The following is a 19,568-nucleotide window of genomic DNA, read 5'->3' on the forward strand; positions in this document are numbered from 1 at the left end:
AAATGTGGTTGGTGCTGATGAAACTGGTATTAAAGTAAATGGTAAAAATAATTGGTTTTGGACTTGGCAAAGCAAGTTTGCTACTTATGTAGTGTTCTCTAAAAATAGAGGAATTGATACGATTAAATCAAACTTTCCAAAAGGTTTTAAAGATACGATATTGGTGCACGATTGTTGGGCTAGCCATTTTCAAACCCAATGTAAAACACACCAATTATGTAGTGCACATTTATTAAGAGAACTTATATTTCTTGAACAACGTTTTGAATCCAATTGGGCTACAAATTTTAAAAGAATGCTTTATGATGCTTTGGAACTAAAGAAAAAATTGAAACAAGAATGTTATAAATTCCCAGTAGCAGAAAGGGATAGACTAAAAAATGATTTAGTTAATTTATTAGAAAAACCGCTTGTTGAAAAGCAGAAAAAACTTCGTGCTTTTCATAAGCGAATGAGAAAATACAAAGAGTATATTCTTACTTTTCTTGACCATTATAATGTGCCTTCAGATAATAACGCTTCAAAAAGAGCGATTAGAAATGTGAAGGTCAAACAAAAAGTATCAGGTCAATTTAAAACTGAAAAGGGTGCACAGATATATGCGGTTATTAGATCAGTAACAGATACCTGTATTAAGAATGGTCAAAATATTTTCGCTGCTTTTAAAACTATTGCTGTTTTAAAGGCTGAATAGTTACCTATAATCAAAGTGATAACTTTGATGGTGGACCGAATGCATCATCTAGAGAAACGAATGTAAGTTACTTTAATACCTCTTTAGGATTGAGTATTGCTTTAGGTAAAAATAGACAATCTGCAGATTTTGCTCAAACAGAAGAAACAGTAGTGTATAATGAGTTAGCTGAAATTAAAAAACGTTTAGACTCTGCAGAAAAAGAAATAGCTGATTTGAAAGTTACAGATGCCGAAATTAACAAAACGAACTTAATCTACGAATTAGACACTAGGTACGCTAAAAAAGGAGAAGAAAATAAATACGCAAACAGCATAACGGGCTCTAATGTAGACTTTATTAAAGAATTATTAAACAGAGGTTATGTAAATGTATTCTTTGATACAAATAAAACATCAATTCAAAAAGAATCTTTATCTGCTGTTAATTATTTAAGACAATTTATGAATGACAATCCTTATGTAAACGCATCTTTAATAGGATTTACTGACGAGAGTGGAAAAGAAGAATACAACCAAATATTATCTAAAAAAAGAGCAAAAGCAGTGTACGATATTCTTGTTGATGCAGGTATAGACCCAACTAGACTTACCTACGGAGGGGTTGGTGAAGATAAAACAATGGTAAAAGAGGCTAAACAATTAGCCAGAAAAGTTACTTTCAGAATAAATTAAGAGCAAAACATACATCAATTTAAAAATCACTTATAAGTAAAAATATAGGTGATTTTTAATCTAAAGAGATATACCAAGTTGTTCGAAACCAAAACTGATTTTCTGAACTATTATTTATAAAGTTACTTATTCTATAATCAATTCCAAACTCAATTTTATCGTATTTAGTGGCCTGATATCCGATATAAGGAGTTACTCTTACCTCTAAATCTGCATCTTTAAAATCATACAAATACTCGTTACCGAGTTTAAAATATAATTCTTTTACATCTACCCTCTCCCCGTTCAAAGGTTTTACCGCACTAACTCTATAACGTGTTCTATACGTAGTTTTTTTATTGGTTTGATAAAATTGCTCGAACGCAAAACGATGACCAACATTTAAAGAAGAATAATTATTTACGAAATTATAATGCTGAAAAGTTCTATGAATAGTTTCAAAATTTCTGAATCTTAAAATATAACCGAAATTAAAAGATTGATTTTCAAATGTTTTCGTGGAGTAAATTGAGGAAATATCTACTAAACTTTGAGAAAATAAATACTCATTATCCCTAACCACAGTTCTAGATTCTAGGCTATTTACCCACTTAGAAGTCGCATTTATTTTTTTTGAAACAACCCCTTTTGGTAAAAAACCTAAAAAAGCATCAGATTGTGAAAACATTTTCACGAAACAAAACAAAAAGGCGCTCATTAAAACCATTTTCTTTTTCATCAGAATTGTAAATTAATGGAATTAAAGGATTTAATAGAAAGTTCTTTTTCTATCTCTCCTGCTGTATTAATAAGTACTTCATAGTTGTTAAAAAGTTTTTCTTTCTTCCCTTTCACAATAATCTCATATTTTACGTAAACAGTAGATTTACTTTTTTTCGATTTAAATAGTTTGGCATAGATTTCAGCTTGTTCACCAGAATATTGAATTTGAATTTTCTTAATACTGTATTTTTTAAATTTCTTTGATAGCGCTACTTCAATTTTTTGCTGTATCCCTTCGGTTAATTCAGAAAATTTTACCCTTTTTTCAACATCTAATAGCGTTCCATTTTCATCAAACTCAATACTAAAATTATGTTTTTTATGACACGTTTTTGCCTCAAAAGTTTTACCATCATTACTCTCTTCTGCGTACCATTTTAACTTCTTTTTTAAATTTAAGCTTTGTATAAATTCTAAAGATTTTTCTGGCACCTCATGGGGTTTTACTCGGTATTCTTTCTCAAATTTTTCTTGAGAAAAAACAGAACAAAAAGACATGATTCCTAATAAAAAAAATAAGTTGTTTATTTTCATAAAAAAAGGTTTTACTTTTTAAGGATGTAAGCTTTTAAAATATAATCTACTTTAGGATATTTTTCTCTTAAAAACGTGTTTCCAAAATTAGTTATAGAGTCTTGCTTAAAACCTAACTCATCGCCATAACCACCATAAAATTTTAAAACATTTTCTTGACCAGCAATTACTTTGGCCACAACAGGAAAGCCTGTAACACCAGAATAAGCAAGTTTATCTAACCGATGGTTTTCTTTTAAATTGATAAATAACTGATTAGACCTAGTCTTTACGCCTCCTCTGGCAAATGACAACGTCATAGCATCATTTTTAATCAAAACAGGTTCATCTTTAATGCCATTATTTTTCCAACTAGTATTGATTACAGTATCATTATGTATACCAAATTGTGCTACAAAATCTGGTACTACTCTATATATAGCAACATCTTGGTAGTACTCATTCTTAATTAATTGGTACAACCTATCAACCCCTCTTGGAGACCATTCTTTATTGGCAACAATATCAAAGTTCCCTTTCGTTGTCTCAAATCTCGCTTTAAATGTTTCTGGTGCTTCTTTCTGCAACCATTTTTCATTAAATTTTTTAGATGCACAAGAAGATAGTATGATCATTGATAAAAGCAACAATATTCTTTTCATTTTATTTTTTTTGATAGCATCAAAGATAGTCCAATTTCAAAAAACATACGCTCTACATTTGTAGAAATCAATTATTTGCTCTATGTTTGTAGAATAAAATAAAAATTGATGCAATTATCTAAAACAGAAGAGCAATTAATGCAATATATATGGAAACGTAAAAAAGCATTTTTAAAAGAATTGCTTCAAGATTTCCCAGAGCCCAAACCTGCCACTACAACCGTTGCAACTTTATTAAAAAGAATTGCAGACAAGGGTTTTATCAATTATAAATTATTCGGAAAGTCGAGAGAATACTATCCCATTGTTAAGAAAACAGACTATTTTTCTAATCATGTAAACGGATTGATTAAAAATTTCTTTAATGATTCTGCAAGTCAGTTTGCATCTTTCTTTACCCAAGAAACCAATCTTTCTACCCAAGAATTAGAAGACTTAAAAACGATTATTGATTCTCAAATTAAAAAACAGCAATTATGATTGCATATCTTTTAAAATCGGCAACTTGTTTAGCGCTATTATTAGCATTTTATTATGTAGTTCTAGAAAGAGAAAAAATGCATAATTTTAATCGTTTCTATCTTTTAGGCAGTGTGTTCTTTTCATTTTTAGCTCCTCTGTATGTTATTTATATAGATGCAACTCCAATCATTTTTGAAGCTGCAGAAGATACAATTGTATTTTCCTCCGCAGACATGAGTAAAACGATGATTATCACAGAAAAATCTTTTGATTATATTCCTATATTAATAGGTTTTTATAGTATGATATCAATCATTTTATTATTTCGATTTGGGAAAAACTTATGTAATATTATTCAGAAAACTAGAAATAATTCTAAAATAAAATATCAAAAAGCAGTTTTAGTTTTGGTTGATGATAAAATTCTTCCTTATACTTTTTGGAACTTCATTTTTATCAACAAAAGAGAATACAAAGAAAAGAAAATAGAGCAAGAACTTTTCACACACGAACTTACCCATGTAACTCAAAAGCATACTGCAGATATTTTGATTTTAGAATTCATTCAATGCCTATTTTGGATCAATCCTTTTATTATTTTACTCAAAAAGTCGGTACAACTAAATCACGAATTTTTAGCGGACGAAACGGTTATTAATGAACATAAAAATATCTTCCAATACCAGCATTTACTGCTAAACAAAGCTGCTTGGAACAACAAATATTACTTGGCCAGTAATTTGAATTATTCACTTACTAAAAAAAGATTAAAAATGATGACAACACAAAGTTCACGAACAAAAACTTGGATTAAAAAGCTGGCTGTAATTCCGCTTTTGGCAGGCTTTATATTCCTCTTTGCAGAAAGAGTTGAAGCGCAAAAAATTATTAATATTATAGAAGAAGAAATTGAAACGATTAATGAACAAAATATAATTTTAGAAACCGTAGAAGAGCAAATTTTCTCAAATCAAGGAGAAAAGATTAACACTGGGTTTATTGATTTAAATGGCAAAAAACATTACTTCGTTACCATAGATAATAGTACTAAATATTATAATAGAAAAGGCCAATTAGCCAACAAAGCAGGAAAAGTAGTTTCAAATTTAAAAACAAATGCAAGTGATGTTATTCCTGATAATTATATTAGAAAAACATATTTTAACGGAAAAGTGTTTTGTGAATTTTTTGATGACATTCCTAACAATAATAAAAGAAAAAAGGAAATCAAAGAACTCGAAGAACTAGTTGAAAGTTTAGATAATATATCAATGATAAACTACATAAAGAAATACAAAGACAATGATGTTTTATATTATTATAATGGTAAAAGTATAAAACATACAAAGGCTTTAAACTTAATTAACAACAACAGACCTATTGATATGCTAACTCGATATGTTGACGGCAAAATGGTCATTAATCTCAATAAAGAAAATCAAAAAAAGAACATACAAATTCACCCGTTAAAATTGACGAGAAAGTATTTAAAGAAATAATTGAAGAAATAGAATATAAATATGATCAAAGTTCTTATCAAAAGTTAAACAACATCTACGAATCTAAAAGAAACGAGAAACCACATTTTATAGAAAGTTCAGCAGAAAGACAAACCGAGTTAATTGGATTGTTTTCAGAATTGGGATCACTGTACTTTAAACTTTCGAAAGAAAATAAAAAGAAAGTAAAAAGACCTATTCATCCTCACGATCCTTATGTAAGGTTGATAAAAAATAATAAAGTATTTTATAAGTTAAGAGCCAATTTAACAAACGAAGATAAATTATTAACTCCACCACCACCACCAGTTCCAAATGCCTCTAAAGAAGAAATTTTAAAAGCAAAAAAGGCTTATGATGCTTGGAAAGAAAGAACAGGAAATGATTTTGCCGTGCCTCCACCTCCGCCTCCAATAAAGAAAACGAGTTCTATTAAATTTAAAAAAGCAAATAGCAACCAAGAGTTTTTATTTACAGAAGAATTAAACAGGTTAACTGAACTAGAAAAAGCAAGAAAAATAAACCAAAATGAAACTGATTTTATAAAAAGTATAGATCAATCTAATGATAAAATCTATGTTTCTGATGGACCACATATTGCTTATTCATTGAATAAACTAACTAAAGAGGGAAAAACTGAATTAACAAAAGACAAAAATTACTTTTTAGATGGTAAAGCTATAACGTTTGAAGAGTTAATTAAAATTGAGTCTCAAAAAATAAAAAGTATTCGCACCGATCATAAAAATATAAATGTTATTTTAAAAACCCCAGTATACACAAAAAAAAATGAAACAATTAACACACAAAAACTATAGACATAACAGCCTTCAAAGTTATAGAGAAAAGAATAGAAGAAAACGGAATATACTATCAAAATGAACCTAAAACCACTGGTAATACTGTAATCAAAAAATATAGTTATACCGCAAATTTAAAAGTTAATGATAAAACCATCAGCTTTGATAAAGCTTCCTATCAGCTGAAACTAGGGCAAATTGTAAAGTATGAATCCACAAAAAAAATCACAAGAAAAATAAAATTTTCTTAAAGTATTCACTTGAAATAAAGGTTAAAGGTTCTAATCTAGAAAATAATATTTTAGAGCGAAAAGCTTTTTAATTTAGAAATCAGCTTTTATCAAATACTAAAACCTCGAAAATTCGAGGTTTCTTTTTGTAACAAATTCAGCATAATAGCTTTGTATGTATACAATTAATATAAAAGCTGTGCTTAAAAACTTCTTCCTTACCTGTTCTGGTGTAGATAAAAACCTAATCGAAAACTGTTCTAATGGAGAACAAAATAAATATGTTGGTATTGGGGCTACTGTGTTTTTTACAGCAGTTATGGCGACCATTGCAGGCAGTTATGCTTTGTATGCTGTTTTTGATAATCTATATGTCGCTATTTTCTTCGGATTAATTTGGGGATTGTTACTCTTTAATTTAGACCGTTTTATCGTTTCTACGATTAAAAAGTCCGATTCTAAACTCAAAGAACTTTTACAAGCAACGCCAAGAATTATCTTGGCAATTATTATTGCAGTTGTTATTTCTAAACCTCTAGAATTAAAACTGTTTGAAAAAGAAATCAATCAGGTTTTATTGACCGAGAAAAATCAAATGACACTGGATAATAAAATACAAATTGCACAACAATTTACAGCAGAAATCGAAAAAATAAATTCGGAGATCAGTAGTTTAAAAGCTGAAATTTTATCCAAAGAAAATGAAACGATCGCTTTATATGAAACTTATATTGCAGAAGCTGAAGGTAGAATAGGCACTCAAAAATTAGGAAAAGGACCTGTTTATCAAGAAAAAAGAGAAAAACACGATACCTCTTTAATTGCTTTAAGTCAATTGAAAAAGGAAAGTTCAGAAAAGATACATAACAAAGAAACTGCCGTTGCGTCTTTAGTCTCAAATCAAAAGTTGCTAGAAACAAAATCACAACCTATTATTTCTAATTTTGATGGTTTAATGGCGAGCATAAATGCGCTTGGTCAATTACCTGCACTTCCCTCTTTATTTATTTTTCTTTTGTTTTTAGCCATTGAAACCTCACCCATTATTGCAAAACTATTGGCTTCTAAAGGCGAATATGATTATAAATTAGAAGAAAATGAATCTGCCATAAAAACTTGGGTACAGCAACAAATGCATCAAAGAGAACAAATGCTACAAGCAGATATTTCTATTGATCATAAAGTGTACAGAGACATTAGAGAAGATGAAGAACTCTATTCGTATAAGCAAAAAATGGCAAGAGAATTAATGAAACTACAGGCAGCTTCTTTTTATAAGAAGCAACAGAAAATGTTGTAAGTAAGAGATTCTTATCAGTAAATATAAATTTGAAAAATAACTTTAGAATTTTAATTATTCTTGTCCGATTAAAAATATTTTCTGTTTGATAAATCCTGGTAAAATAAAGGATTCTGCGCGTTATTTAAATGACACCTTACTTTTTTAAGAATAATTTCATGAAGATAAAACAGACAGTTTTATTTCAATTTATGTTTGTTTGTCAGGTAGTTATAATCAAGTCTTGGCTCTTGGTTCGAAAATCAAAACGATCGTGAGTTTTTTATAAGACAAGAATGAATTTTAATATAAGATCCCGCTGAAAAGCGGGATTAGCCTGCCTACCGGACAGGCAGGTTCAATTAACAATTTTGAATTCATAGCTTTGCTATTTTCAAAATTGAGTCTCACTAAAAAAAAAAGCGTCCCATTTAAGGGAAGCTTTCCATTGGCTAACAAAACCAAGACATTTTTACTAAAATGCCAAACAACACAACTAAATGTTACTTCAACAAAAAGCAACATGCAAATATACGTTGTTTTTATAAATGCTAAAATAAATACCATTTTTTTTATAATTTTCGCAATTGCCTATTTGTAGTTTGATTGTATCTTTGTGAACTAATATCATCCGAAAATTTATACACCAAATGCAATTATCAGAACAAGAAGTTGTACGAAGAGAAAAGCTTACAAAATTAAGAGATTTGGGCATCAATCCGTATCCGGCAGACTTATTTCCAGTAGATTCAAATTCGAAAGAAATAAAACAAGAATATGTAGAAGGTAAACAGGTTGTAATTGCTGGTCGTATCATGGTCATAAATATACAAGGAAAGGCTTCTTTTGGTCAATTGCAAGATGGTGCCGGCAGAATTCAGCTTTACTTTAATAGAGATGAAATTTGTGCTGGCGAAGACAAAACATTATACAATACCGTTTTTAAAAAATTATTGGATTTAGGCGATTTTATAGGCATTACTGGCACATTATTTACCACAAAAGTTGGTGAAAAAACAGTGATGGTAAAAGAGTTTAAATTACTCTCTAAAGCGTTAAAACCTTTACCTGTACCAAAAGTAAAAGACGGAATTACTTATGATGCTTTTAAAGATCCTGAATTACGTTACAGACAGCGTTATGCAGATTTAGTAGTAAATCCGCATGTGAAAGAAGTATTTATAAAACGCACAAAATTGTTTAATGCAATGCGTACCTTTTTTAATGATGCTGGTTATTTTGAAGTGGAAACACCCGTATTACAACCTATTCCCGGAGGTGCAGCAGCAAGACCTTTTAAGACACATCACAATTCTTTAGACATACCCTTATATATGAGAATTGCCAATGAATTATATCTAAAAAGATTAATTGTTGGTGGTTTTGATGGTGTGTATGAATTCTCGAAAAACTTTAGAAATGAAGGAATGGACAGAACCCATAATCCTGAATTTACAGCCATGGAAATCTATGTTTCTTACAAAGATTATAATTGGATGATGGCTTTTTGTGAGCAACTTTTAGAACATTGTGCTATTGCGGTAAACGGAACCTCTGAAGCTACTTTTGGCGAACATAAAATAGATTTTAAAGCGCCGTATGCTAGAATTACGATGGCAGATTCTATTAAACATTTTACTGGTTTTGACATTAATGGCAAGACAGAAGATGAAATAAGAACTGCGGCAAAATCCATGAAAATTGATGTAGATGAAACCATGGGGAAAGGAAAGTTAATTGATGAAATTTTTGGTGAAAAATGTGAAGGAAACTACATTCAGCCAACTTTTATTACTGATTATCCTAAAGAAATGTCTCCACTTTGTAAAGAACATAGAGACAACCCAGAACTTACAGAACGTTTTGAATTGATGGTTTGTGGTAAAGAGATTGCCAATGCATATTCTGAATTAAATGACCCAATTGATCAACGTGAGCGTTTTGAACATCAGCTAAAATTAGCTAAAAAAGGTGATGATGAAGCAACCGAATTTATAGATGAAGATTTTTTACGTGCGTTAGAATACGGAATGCCACCAACATCTGGAATGGGAATTGGTATGGACCGTTTAATTATGTTTTTAACAAATAATCAATCAATACAAGAAGTTTTATTCTTTCCGCAAATGCGACCAGAAAGAAAAGCGCCTTCTATAGAATTAAACGATGAAGAAAAAGCGGTTTTGGCAATCATTACCAAAACAGAAAAAATAGACTTAAATCAATTGAAGGTTCAATCTGGTTTATCAAACAAAAAGTGGGATAAAACCATTAAGGGTTTGACTAAAAAAGATGTTGCCAAAGTTTTTAAAACGGATGAAGGTTTGTTTGTGGAGGTTTTATAATGATTTACATTCTTGCAATAATTACGCTGTATACCCCTAAATACATGGCATTTATGATAAAAATATCTATCGAAACTTAATAACGTTAATTTTCGGTGGATATTTTTTTAATCTGAACCTAAAAATGCTTAAAACAACTAAATTTTATTTTTTAATCTTATGTGTTTGTTTTTATTTTAAAACAAATGCTCAATATTTTGTAAATATAGAATCTGGTGCGGTTTTTACGGGTTTAAATGATATTAGAAGAGGCGTTGACGGCACACTTTTGTCGTTAAGAAATGATCTAGAGAGTCCGTCAAGCCCATTTTTAAGGCTTCGTTTAGGATTTTTACATAACGAGAAACACTACTTTTCTTTGCTGTATGCACCTTTAAAATTAACAGCTACTGGTTCTTTAAATTCTGATGTTTTGTTCGACGGCATAAATTATAAGGCAAATTTACCTTTAGAAGCTATTTATAAATTTAACTCTTATCGATTTACCTACAACCGCAGAATTATAAACACCGATGCCTTTAAATTGGGTCTTGGTTTGTCTGCTAAAATTAGAGATGCTGGCTCATCTTTAAGAAATGAAAACGAATTTGCTAGCGATTTTAACGTAGGTTTTGTGCCTTTAATTAATATTATAAGTACTTGGCAAATTTCTAAAAAGTTCGGCTTTGAACTTTTTGGAGACGGACTTGCAGCAAGTAGAGGCCGAGCTATTGATATTGCCATAACAACAACCTATAATTTTACCAAAAATTTGCAAGCTAATGTAGGCTATAGAATTTTAGATGGCGGCTCTGACGGAAAAGGTAGTTATAACTTTGTTCAGTTTCATTTCGCAGTTATTAGTCTAACCTATCAATTTAAAAAAATAAACACCTCATATTAAACACGTTACTAAAATATCTTTATGAGCAAAATTAATAAGTTTTTATTTACAGTAGGTTTAAAAGACTGTGCTCTTCACTAAAGCTTAAATGACTTGTATAAGAACATTTAAAGACTCAATAAAGTATAAAACTCATTTCTAAATAGCGAAACAAGAAAAAAATAGCTCTTTTTTATGCAATATTTCGATTGATTAATAAAAAATTTTCTTCTAATTTTGATAAAATTAAAATCGTTCATGAAAAACTATAAAAAAATTATTGAAGACATTTACCTTGATCTTAAAAACATTGATGACCTCGGTAAAGTTGCCAACTATATTCCTGAATTAGGGAATGTATCTGCAGATAATTTTGGAATTCATATTACAACCATAGACCATAAAAATTTTGGCGTTGGTAATGCAGATGATAAATTTTCGATACAAAGTATCTCTAAAATTTTAACCCTAACATTAGCTTATAAATTAGAAGGAGAAAAATTATGGGACCGAGTAGATGTTGAGCCCTCTGGAAACCCTTTTAACTCCTTTTTACAACTAGAAACAGACCTTGGTAAACCTAGAAATCCGTTTATAAACGCCGGTGCCATTGTAGTTTGTGATATTTTAATGAGCCATTTAAAAAACCCTAAAAAAGAGTTTCTTGATTTCTGTAGAGAAATTTCAAATAATGAATCTTTAAATTATTCTGATAAAGTTGCACAATCAGAAAAAGTAACAGGCTTTAGAAATATTGCCCTTTGTAATTTTATAAAATCTTTCGGTAATATTAAAAATGATGTTGATGAAGTTTTAGATTTTTATTTTTATACCTGTTCTCTAGAAATGACTTGCAAAGAACTCTCGCAAATATTTCTTTTTTTGGCTGATGAAGATTTTGTTACCCATAAAGGCAATAGCATTATTACCATGAGCCAAGCAAAAAGAATTAATGCTATTTTGCTAACATGTGGTTTTTATGATGAATCTGGTGAATTTGCTTTTAGAGTTGGTTTGCCCGGAAAAAGTGGCGTTGGTGGTGGTATTGTGGCGATTCATCCTGATCAGTATTGTATTACCGTTTGGAGTCCTAAATTAAACAAAAAGGGGAATTCTTATAAAGGAATGTTATTTTTAGAAAAATTCACAACAAAAACAGCGTCTTCTATTTTTTAATTTTTGATTAAAATTTAAGAAAAAAGACTATTTACAGAAAAACTGTTGTGGCTGTATTCATACTAAATCGTTAACATCTATTTAAACAAATTAAGCAATAAACTACCTTTTAAAGTAAAACCCACTTAAGCCTATATACTATTAGTTTTTCATAAACCCCTATGGATTTATGAATCATTAATTTAATGTTGGCTTAAATAAATCTTACTTATAAAGGTAAATTTACCACTACATTTTATTTCTTGTCAGGATAGTTTTCTTCTTTTTGTTTCTTGCTTGAGTAGATAACATTATATATGGTTAAGCCCATGTATATAGAAAATATTAGACCTCCTACTATAAAAAATCCTATATTCATGTTGTCCTTCTTTGTCTTATTGCTATTGCAAATAATAATATTGTACCCGGCCAGTGCGCAGAATATTGTGCTTCATCGGTCATACCTAATATCCCATATCCTACAGAATATAATAAACACAGGAATGCTAAAATAATTGGGTACCATTTTAAAATAAAACTTTTCATCTTTTAATATATTTCTTAATTATAGTTTAATGTACGAAATAAGAAGGCACCAAGTTGAAAATAAAGAACTAATTATTTTTAGAAATGCTATTTATAATTAATATTGTTAACGGTAATGATTCATTCGCTTTAAAGACCATCCGTAATCTGTTAATAACAAATTTATCAGCCTAAAAAAAACAGTAACATCTAAAATTTCACTGTTTTAACATTCTCAAAAAAATAGTGTAATTTTTTAAAAATATCTTTTGAAGCAATCATTTTTATTTTTAAAACTTCATTTAGGTTTTAAATAAAGAAGAATAAACTTTCTCTTTTCAACAAATACGAAATAACATGAAATTGCAAAAAATTTTATGCTCCCTAATCGCAACTATGGTTCTTACTTCTTGCTCAAAAAAACTCACTACTCTTTCATCCATAGATACCTTTACTACTACAAGCACAAATCTTTGATTATCCTATTCTAAAGAAAAATCTACTTTTAAAATTTGGTCACCAACAGCAACAGCATTAAAATTAAATTTTTACAAAACAGGAAACAATTCTAAAATTTTTAAAACTCATAATTTAAAAGTTGATACAATTGGGGTTTGGTCTGCAACTATTCAAGGAGATTTAGAGGGCACCTACTATACCTATCAAACGAATGTAAATAATTGTTGGTTTGCAGAAACCCCGGGTATTTATGCAAAATCAGTGGGGTGTAAATAGCAATAGAACTATGGTTTTAAATTTTGATAAAACAAATTCTAAAAACTGGAAAAGTGATACCTATGTAAAATTAAATTCGCCAAACGATGCCATTCTATACGAACTTCATATTAGAGATATCACCATTCAAAAAGAAGCAAATTCGTCTTTTGCTGGCAAATATATTGGCTTGGTTGAACAACGAACAAAAAGCCATCAAAACATGTCAACAGCTATCGAACACATCAAAGAACTAGGTATTACGCACGTTCATTTATTACCAGCGTTTGATCAGTATTCAATTGACGAAACTAATTTAGAAAAAGCGCAATTTAACTGGGGTTATGATCCAAAAAATTACAATGCTCCCGAAGGTTCTTTTTCTACAAATCCGTTTGATGCGAGCGTTAGAATCATAGAATTTAAAACCATAGTAAAAGTATTTCATGATGCCAATATCGGCGTTATTTTATATGTTGTGTATAACATTACAGGCAGAACAGAGAACTCAAATTTTAATTTAGAAAACCCTGATTACTATTATCGATTTGATCAAAATGGTAACTTTTCTGATGCCGCAGCTTGTGGCAACGAAACTGCATCCGAAAAAGAAATGATGCGTAAATTTATGCTGGCGTCTGTAAAACATTGAACCCAAGAATATCATTTAGATGGTTTTCGATTTGATTTAATGGGAATTCATGATCTTAAAACTATAAATTTATTAGCAGATGAAGTAAAAAAAATAACCCAAATGCACTTATTTATGGCGAAGGATGGACCGCAGGAGACTCCACGCTTCCAGAAAAAAAACAAGCACTGAAAAAACACACAAATCAAATGCCGAAAATAGCCGCTTTTTCTAATGATTTAAGGGACGGATTAAAAGGTTCTGTTTTTGAAGATAAAAGCAAAGGTTTTGTAAGCGGTGCAAAAAACACCGAAGAATCTATAAAATTTGGAATTGTAGGTGCTATTCAACATACTCAAATTGAGTATCAGCAGGTTAATTATTCTAATAAGCCATGGGCAAATGAACCTTGGCAAGCTATAAATTATGTTTCTTGTCATGACAATCATACCTTGTTTGATAAATTAAAAATATCGAAACCAAAAGCGTACGAAAAAGAAATTAAAGCGATGCATCAACTAGCATCTGCCATTGTTTTAACCTCTCAAGGAACGCCTTTTTTACACGCAGATTCAGAAATGATGCGGACCAAAAACGGTGAACATAATTCTTATAAATCTCTAGATTCCATCAATCAAATTAATTGGAATTTAAAAGCAAAAAATGCAGATGTTGCCACTTATTTTCAGAATTTAATCAAATTAAGAAAAAACATCCTGCCTTTAGAATGAGCACTGCAAAAGAGGTGCAACAAAATTTAGAGTTTCTAAAAGTAGAAAACGGTTTTATTTCGTATCAACTTAAAAATAATGCAACTAATGATTCTTGGAAAACAATAGTAATACTTTACAATGCCAAAAATAAGCCAATGGAATGCGCATTACAGAAATCTTGGAATATTGCTATTTTAGGCAATCATTTTTATTTCGACGCTAAAAATTCCATCTCCAAAAAGATAAGCATTCCAGCAATTTTAATGGCAATTCTATTCGAAGAGTAATTTGTAAATCTATAATTTTATGCAATTTAAAAAATTAAATAAATAACTCTAAAAAATCATCAACCAAAAAATATGGAACAAAATAGCATCGATTTATTTGAAGAAATTTTTAAGACTCCTAAAGAACATAGCGGAACCGTGGTAGAAAAACACCTTCAAAAATTAAGGGAATTAGATCAATATTTACCACCGACGCAATCTTTTTTTATTGTGACCAATACCAGTACTCAAAAATCCGTTTGTGAGTAACAATTCCGAATTCACCCTTGGTTTAGACAGAGAGCGAATGGCAACAGAAGGCGCTCCCTATCGGTTTTCTCATTTTCACCATAAGATATTTCTATTCGGATGCGTGCACTAGATGGTTTGATGGTCTATACCATGACAGAGATAAACAAAGAAGACCGAAATAAGGTAAGTTATACATAGAATTTTAGAGTAAAAAATAGCAAAGGCGAATATCTAAATATATATGAACACCAACCACCAACCTATTTTAATGTATCTGGTAAACCCATAATTGGCATTGCACATCAAAGTATACTTGGTGGCGGAGAAAGACGCCCAATAATTGCTACAATAAAGAAGTTGAATAATAAGAATGAGCACGAAACTATTTACTACAAAAATCACTCACAAAAGCTAGTATCGATTTCTTTAACGAATAGAGAAAAAGACATTGTTCGTTTATTAGCTATAAATAATACATCAAATGAAATTGCAGAAAAATTATGCATTAGTTATCATACGGTAGGTGTTCAAAGAAAAAATATTCTAGAAAACTTAATTTTAGCCCTACTAAAGAGTTCGTGCAGTATTGTTTGATTAACCTCTTATTTTAAATAAGAGATTAATCTTACCTATTTTATTAAAATAACAATCATCTTTAGCTATTCTGAAATGATACTCGATAAAAAACAGTGCTCATAACGTTATGATAAATTTTAATTTTCTGTCTATATTTTAAGCGTTGCCTAAATTTTTAACGTATTCCTAGAATCAGACCTTACCAAATAAACGACTTTAAAAGCTACTTAAACTTCATTCCTAAATGCACTACTTTTTTTGTTTCAAAGAAATCTTCTTCAAAATAAGCAGGCAAATCATAAATAGTAGCAGAAGTATATAATTTTAATTCATCAGTTAAATCTCCTCCTTTTAGGTAAAGAATTCCGTTTTTTATAAGGTGATTTTGTTTTTTTGCAATTTTACCTTTGTTCCATCTTACAAAAGTTTCCATGTGTGCCACGGCTCTACTTACAATAAAATCGTAGGTTCCTTTTAACTCTTCTACCCTACCATTGGTTGTTTTTACATTTTCTAAACCTAAACCGGCCACAACTTCATCAACCACTTTTATCTTTTTACCGATAGAGTCTACCAAATGAAAATTAGCTTCAGGAAATAAGATGGCTAACGGAATTCCGGGAAAACCGCCACCTGTACCAACATCTAATATTTGTGCTCCTGGTTTAAACTGAACAACTTGAGCAATCCCTAATGAATGTAAAACATGACGCAGATACAACTCGTCGATATCTTTTCTAGAAACCACGTTTATTTTCAAGTTCCAGTCTTGGTATAATTCTTGTAGCTTGGTAAACTGACTGATTTGAGTTTCCGATAAGTTTGTAAAATACTTGTGAATAAGTTCCATAAAAAAATAATTATTCGCAAAAATAATGTAATTCAAATCAAATTAATACGTTTACAAGAATATCATCTGACAAAAAATACCTTATTTTTGTACTTATTACAATATTATATGAAGACAATAAATTTCTCAAGAGTAGACAAAGCAAAGTTTTTTAGAACTTTAAACAAAAGAGTTAACAATTATTTTAAAGAAAACGACATTAAAAGAACGGGAAACTGGAAATTGTACACAAAAGCAATTCTTATGTTTTCTTTATTTTTAATTCCTTTCATCATCGTACTTACTGTTTCTATGCCTCAATGGGCAATGCTTTCATTAATGGTGCTTACAGGAGTAGGAATGGCTGGCGTTGGTATGAATGTGATGCATGATAGTAATCATGAATCTTTTTCTAGCAAAAAATGGGTAAATAAATTAATGGGGAGTAGCATTTACATCCTTGCAGGAAACGTGTATAACTGGAAAGTACAACACAATGTTTTGCACCACACCTTTACAAACGTAAAAGATCATGATGAAGATATTGATGCGGGTAGAGTTATCCGTTTTTCATTGCATTCTAAATGGTTAAAAATCCATAAACTTCAAAAATATTATTCGGTATTTTTATACGGATTATTAACAATTAACTGGGCAATTACCACTGATGTAAAACAAATGCACCGCTATTTAAAGCGCAAGTTATCGTATGGTAAATTCCCAAATCCTGCAACAGAATGGACAAAATTAGTGATTTCTAAAGTTGCTTATTATGCACTTTGGATCGTTTTACCACTTTTAGTTTTAGACGTTGCTTGGTGGAAAGTTTTAATAGGCTTTTTTGTAATGCATTATACTGCGGGTATGATTTTAAGCATCGTTTTTCAATTGGCGCATATTGTACCAAACACTACAATGCCAATTCCTGACAAAGAAGGAAATTTAGAACACACTTGGGCAGTCCACCAATTATATACAACCTCTAACTTTGCACCTAGTAATTGGTTGGTAAACTTCTATACAGGAGGATTAAACCATCAGGTTGAGCATCATATTTTTCCGCATATTTCTCATGTACATTACAGTACATTAGCTAAAATTGTAAAAGAAACAGCGAATGAATTTAATTTGCCTTACAACGAATATAAAACGATGAGTAAAGCACTTGTAGAGCATTTTAGACATTTAGGTGTTTTAGGACAAAAACCAGAATTAGCATAACAAAAAAGTTTTTAAAAAAGATGTCACATCCATTATCAGATAGAATTAATAGTTTACCAGTTTCTCAAACGTTAGCAATGGCCGCTAAAACTAGAGAATTAAGAGCAGAAGGAAAAGATATTATAGGTTTAAGTTTGGGAGAGCCAGACTTTAACACACCAGATTTTATTAAAGATGCTGCCATAGAAGCAATCAATCAAAACTACAATTCATACTCTCCGGTTGATGGTTATGTAGAATTAAAAGAAGCGATTTGTGTAAAGTTTAAACGCGATAATGATTTGGACTACAAACCGAATCAAATTGTAGTTTCTACGGGTGCAAAACAATCTATAGCCAATGTTGCGCAAGTATTACTAAACCCTGGTGATGAAGTTTTATTACCAGCGCCTTACTGGGTTAGTTATTCTGCTATTGCAATTTTAAGTGAAGCTACGTATGTAGAAATTCCCTCTGCTATTGAGAATGATTTTAAAATTACTCCAGAACAGTTAGAAGCGGCAATTACGCCAAAAACAAAAATGATTTTCTTTAACTCGCCAAATAACCCTAGCGGAACTATTTATAGCGAAGCAGAATATAGAGCTTTGGCAAAAGTGTTAGAAAAATATCCTCGTATTTTTATTTTATCAGATGAAATTTACGAACATATTAATTACGATTGCAAACCATTTAGTTTTGCAGCCATAGAAAATATGTACGACAGAACAATTACGGTAAACGGTTTAGCAAAAGCATTTGCCATGACAGGTTGGAGAATTGGTTACCTCGGTGCTCCAGAATGGATTGCAAAAGCCTGTACAAAAATGCAAGGTCAAGTAACTTCTGGCACTAATTGTATTGCACAAAGAGCTGCAATTACTGCGGTTTTGGCGCCTGTTGAAAAAATACAATTTATGGTAAATGAGTTTAAAACTCGTAGAGATGTCATTATTGGATTGTTAAGAGAAATAGACGGATTTAAAGTAAACGTACCTGAAGGCGCTTTTTATGTTTTTCCGGATATTTCTGCTTTCTTTGGTCAAACGATAAACGGCATTACAATTAACAACGCGGGTGATTTTTCTTTATTTTTATTAGAAAATGCAAACGTTGCAACAGTAGCCGGTGACGGTTTTGGAACCCCGAATTGCATTAGAATTTCTTACGCAGCCTCTGAATCACAAATTAGAGAAGCTATTAAAAGAATTAAAAAAGCTTTGCGCTAAACTTAAAATATTTTATAATTAAAATCCATCTTTTTAGATGGATTTTTTGTTTTTATCCTATTACTGAACACAAATACCGTTATTTTCGATACTTTTCCAAATACACACAGACGTTTTTAAACAGCATTTAATTCAGACATTGTTTAGATAAATTATGTTAGTGTCTTTAAGTGTAATTGTAGAAAATTAGAGATTAAGAATCTCATCAAGTATTTAAACAATTTCTATCGCGTTCAATCACTTACTTATGAGCAACTATCTTCATGTAAGGTTTAGTTCTCTTTTTAAGAAACAATTACTACAAGAGCAAGCACCAACAAAGAAACTTGCAACATAGTTCCTGTTTGACTAACGATATTACTTTGACGGTATAGTAAAGATTTAACTTTTGACAACGATGCGCGCATACTCATTGTAATATTTCTGCGTATTTCTTGCTTATAAACAGAAGTTAAAATACCTCTTTCAAGGGCACTTATGTATTTAGTTTTCATCTTGTTTAGTTGAGTTTAGTTGAGTTTAGTTGAGTTGATTCTATAGGTTAGACGTGGTATAAATTAGTTTTTTACAAGCTAAACTGCCTCAAATCAGCCAAACAAAAATATATCTAGTATTTATGGTTTACGACAGTCAGAAAAAAAAATGAAAAAAACTTTCAAAACAAAAAAATCACGTCCATTAAAGATGTGATTTTTT

21 protein-coding genes and 1 pseudogene are annotated in these 19,568 nt (G+C 30.4%); 17 read left to right on the forward strand and 5 right to left on the reverse strand.

Translation table 11 applies throughout. From position 1 onward, the window contains the following. On the forward strand, window positions 1-694 hold a 694-nt coding region (locus ES044_RS13435), incomplete at its 5' end, for an IS66 family transposase (protein WP_147187267.1). 89 nt (window positions 695-783) lie between these two features. Beyond that, the gene (locus tag ES044_RS13440) at window positions 784-1,368 is read left to right on the forward strand and encodes an OmpA family protein (protein WP_223269214.1); all 585 of its coding nucleotides are present in this window, start codon (window positions 784-786) and stop codon (window positions 1,366-1,368) included. Between the two features lie 55 nt (window positions 1,369-1,423). On the opposite strand, the gene ES044_RS13445 is transcribed toward ES044_RS13440, so the two are convergent. From ES044_RS13445 to ES044_RS13455, 3 genes are read right to left on the reverse strand one after another with little or no spacing between them, the layout of a single operon-like run. Beyond that, a complete protein-coding gene (locus ES044_RS13445; protein ID WP_223269213.1) occupies window positions 1,424-2,035 on the reverse strand; it encodes a DUF2490 domain-containing protein in 612 nt (203 codons plus the stop codon). Between the two features lie 50 nt (window positions 2,036-2,085). Beyond that, window positions 2,086-2,664 (reverse strand): hypothetical protein, encoded by a 579-nt coding sequence (locus ES044_RS13450; protein ID WP_147119968.1) that lies wholly within the window; start codon window positions 2,662-2,664, stop codon window positions 2,086-2,088. An 11-nt stretch (window positions 2,665-2,675) separates the two neighbouring features. Further along, the gene (locus ES044_RS13455) at window positions 2,676-3,305 is read right to left on the reverse strand and encodes a peptidylprolyl isomerase (RefSeq protein ID WP_147119967.1); all 630 of its coding nucleotides are present in this window, start codon (window positions 3,303-3,305) and stop codon (window positions 2,676-2,678) included. 108 nt (window positions 3,306-3,413) lie between these two features. On the opposite strand from ES044_RS13455, the gene ES044_RS13460 reads away from it, so the two are divergent. The 13 genes and pseudogenes from ES044_RS13460 (at window position 3,414) to ES044_RS13515 (ending at window position 15,632) form a co-directional block, all read left to right on the forward strand. Further along, window positions 3,414-3,785, forward strand: coding sequence for a BlaI/MecI/CopY family transcriptional regulator (locus tag ES044_RS13460; protein WP_147119966.1), 372 nt, complete (start codon window positions 3,414-3,416; stop codon window positions 3,783-3,785). Continuing rightward, window positions 3,782-5,266, forward strand: coding sequence for a M56 family metallopeptidase (locus ES044_RS13465; protein ID WP_147119965.1), 1,485 nt, complete (start codon window positions 3,782-3,784; stop codon window positions 5,264-5,266). Before ES044_RS13460 ends, ES044_RS13465 begins: the two co-directional genes overlap by 4 nt. A 140-nt stretch (window positions 5,267-5,406) precedes the next feature. Next, the gene (locus ES044_RS13470; protein WP_147119964.1) at window positions 5,407-6,084 is read left to right on the forward strand and encodes a hypothetical protein; all 678 of its coding nucleotides are present in this window, start codon (window positions 5,407-5,409) and stop codon (window positions 6,082-6,084) included. A gap of 411 nt (window positions 6,085-6,495) precedes the next feature. Further along, window positions 6,496-7,596: a DUF4407 domain-containing protein gene (locus ES044_RS13475; protein ID WP_147187270.1), complete on the forward strand. Its 1,101-nt coding sequence runs from the start codon at window positions 6,496-6,498 to the stop codon at window positions 7,594-7,596. Window positions 7,597-8,225: 629 nt separating this feature from the next. After that, window positions 8,226-9,920 carry a lysine--tRNA ligase gene (lysS, locus tag ES044_RS13480; protein WP_147119963.1) on the forward strand — a complete coding sequence of 565 codons (1,695 nt, stop codon included), beginning with the start codon at window positions 8,226-8,228 and terminating at the stop codon, window positions 9,918-9,920. A 124-nt stretch (window positions 9,921-10,044) separates the two neighbouring features. After that, window positions 10,045-10,803 (forward strand): hypothetical protein, encoded by a 759-nt coding sequence (locus ES044_RS13485; protein WP_147119962.1) that lies wholly within the window; start codon window positions 10,045-10,047, stop codon window positions 10,801-10,803. A 237-nt stretch (window positions 10,804-11,040) separates the two neighbouring features. Next, complete coding sequence (locus tag ES044_RS13490) at window positions 11,041-11,958, forward strand: glutaminase (RefSeq protein ID WP_147119961.1); 918 nt, start codon at window positions 11,041-11,043, stop codon at window positions 11,956-11,958. Between the two features lie 999 nt (window positions 11,959-12,957). After that, a pseudogene (locus ES044_RS19530) lies at window positions 12,958-13,197 on the forward strand (hypothetical protein); the annotation flags it as partial. Next, a complete protein-coding gene (locus ES044_RS13500; protein WP_147119960.1) occupies window positions 13,172-13,828 on the forward strand; it encodes an alpha-amylase family glycosyl hydrolase in 657 nt (218 codons plus the stop codon). The pseudogene ES044_RS19530 and the gene ES044_RS13500, both read left to right, overlap by 26 nt. Before the next feature lie 188 nt (window positions 13,829-14,016). Beyond that, on the forward strand, window positions 14,017-14,538 hold the full coding sequence (locus ES044_RS13505) for a hypothetical protein (protein WP_147119959.1): 522 nt from the start codon (window positions 14,017-14,019) through the stop codon (window positions 14,536-14,538). Next, window positions 14,535-14,807, forward strand: a complete 273-nt coding sequence (locus ES044_RS13510; RefSeq protein ID WP_262712540.1) for a hypothetical protein — start codon at window positions 14,535-14,537, stop codon at window positions 14,805-14,807. The genes ES044_RS13505 and ES044_RS13510 overlap by 4 nt, the downstream gene beginning before the upstream one ends. Before the next feature lie 72 nt (window positions 14,808-14,879). Then, the gene (locus ES044_RS18590) at window positions 14,880-15,056 is read left to right on the forward strand and encodes a hypothetical protein (protein WP_189663304.1); all 177 of its coding nucleotides are present in this window, start codon (window positions 14,880-14,882) and stop codon (window positions 15,054-15,056) included. Window positions 15,057-15,395: 339 nt separating this feature from the next. Beyond that, the gene (locus ES044_RS13515; RefSeq protein WP_189663303.1) at window positions 15,396-15,632 is read left to right on the forward strand and encodes a response regulator transcription factor; all 237 of its coding nucleotides are present in this window, start codon (window positions 15,396-15,398) and stop codon (window positions 15,630-15,632) included. A 205-nt stretch (window positions 15,633-15,837) separates the two neighbouring features. On the opposite strand, the gene rsmG is transcribed toward ES044_RS13515, so the two are convergent. After that, window positions 15,838-16,464, reverse strand: coding sequence for a 16S rRNA (guanine(527)-N(7))-methyltransferase RsmG (rsmG, locus tag ES044_RS13520; protein WP_147119956.1), 627 nt, complete (start codon window positions 16,462-16,464; stop codon window positions 15,838-15,840). A 108-nt stretch (window positions 16,465-16,572) separates the two neighbouring features. Here rsmG and ES044_RS13525 point away from each other — a divergent pair, with 108 nt between their 5' ends. Both ES044_RS13525 and ES044_RS13530 read left to right on the forward strand, forming a co-directional pair. After that, window positions 16,573-17,664 carry a fatty acid desaturase family protein gene (locus ES044_RS13525; protein WP_147119955.1) on the forward strand — a complete coding sequence of 364 codons (1,092 nt, stop codon included), beginning with the start codon at window positions 16,573-16,575 and terminating at the stop codon, window positions 17,662-17,664. Between the two features lie 20 nt (window positions 17,665-17,684). After that, complete coding sequence (locus ES044_RS13530) at window positions 17,685-18,872, forward strand: pyridoxal phosphate-dependent aminotransferase (RefSeq protein WP_189663302.1); 1,188 nt, start codon at window positions 17,685-17,687, stop codon at window positions 18,870-18,872. Window positions 18,873-19,156: 284 nt separating this feature from the next. Here the strand turns inward: ES044_RS13530 and ES044_RS13535 are convergent, their stop codons facing one another. Beyond that, window positions 19,157-19,366: a hypothetical protein gene (locus tag ES044_RS13535; protein WP_147119954.1), complete on the reverse strand. Its 210-nt coding sequence runs from the start codon at window positions 19,364-19,366 to the stop codon at window positions 19,157-19,159. Window positions 19,367-19,568 lie beyond the last annotated feature (202 nt).

The organism is Polaribacter sp. IC066 (assembly GCF_007997085.1).
Taxonomy (GTDB): Bacteria; Bacteroidota; Bacteroidia; order Flavobacteriales; family Flavobacteriaceae; genus Polaribacter.

What these genes read in the sequence shown, in the direction of transcription:
- ES044_RS13465 (WP_147119965.1), top strand. Translation starts at nt 3,782, where the DNA reads ATGATTGCATATCTTTTAAAATCGGCAACTTGTTTAGCGCTATTATTA.
- ES044_RS18590 (WP_189663304.1), top strand. Translation starts at nt 14,880, where the DNA reads ATGGAACAAAATAGCATCGATTTATTTGAAGAAATTTTTAAGACTCCT.
- ES044_RS13460 (WP_147119966.1), top strand. Translation starts at nt 3,414, where the DNA reads ATGCAATTATCTAAAACAGAAGAGCAATTAATGCAATATATATGGAAA.
- lysS (WP_147119963.1), top strand. Translation starts at nt 8,226, where the DNA reads ATGCAATTATCAGAACAAGAAGTTGTACGAAGAGAAAAGCTTACAAAA.
- ES044_RS13455 (WP_147119967.1), bottom strand. Translation starts at nt 3,305, where the DNA reads ATGAAAAGAATATTGTTGCTTTTATCAATGATCATACTATCTTCTTGT.
- ES044_RS13445 (WP_223269213.1), bottom strand. Translation starts at nt 2,035, where the DNA reads ATGTTTTCACAATCTGATGCTTTTTTAGGTTTTTTACCAAAAGGGGTT.
- ES044_RS13535 (WP_147119954.1), bottom strand. Translation starts at nt 19,366, where the DNA reads ATGAAAACTAAATACATAAGTGCCCTTGAAAGAGGTATTTTAACTTCT.
- ES044_RS13525 (WP_147119955.1), top strand. Translation starts at nt 16,573, where the DNA reads ATGAAGACAATAAATTTCTCAAGAGTAGACAAAGCAAAGTTTTTTAGA.
- ES044_RS13510 (WP_262712540.1), top strand. Translation starts at nt 14,535, where the DNA reads ATGAGCACTGCAAAAGAGGTGCAACAAAATTTAGAGTTTCTAAAAGTA.
- ES044_RS13490 (WP_147119961.1), top strand. Translation starts at nt 11,041, where the DNA reads ATGAAAAACTATAAAAAAATTATTGAAGACATTTACCTTGATCTTAAA.
- ES044_RS13485 (WP_147119962.1), top strand. Translation starts at nt 10,045, where the DNA reads ATGCTTAAAACAACTAAATTTTATTTTTTAATCTTATGTGTTTGTTTT.
- ES044_RS13450 (WP_147119968.1), bottom strand. Translation starts at nt 2,664, where the DNA reads ATGAAAATAAACAACTTATTTTTTTTATTAGGAATCATGTCTTTTTGT.
- ES044_RS13500 (WP_147119960.1), top strand. Translation starts at nt 13,172, where the DNA reads ATGCAAAATCAGTGGGGTGTAAATAGCAATAGAACTATGGTTTTAAAT.
- rsmG (WP_147119956.1), bottom strand. Translation starts at nt 16,464, where the DNA reads ATGGAACTTATTCACAAGTATTTTACAAACTTATCGGAAACTCAAATC.
- ES044_RS13530 (WP_189663302.1), top strand. Translation starts at nt 17,685, where the DNA reads ATGTCACATCCATTATCAGATAGAATTAATAGTTTACCAGTTTCTCAA.
- ES044_RS13505 (WP_147119959.1), top strand. Translation starts at nt 14,017, where the DNA reads ATGCCGAAAATAGCCGCTTTTTCTAATGATTTAAGGGACGGATTAAAA.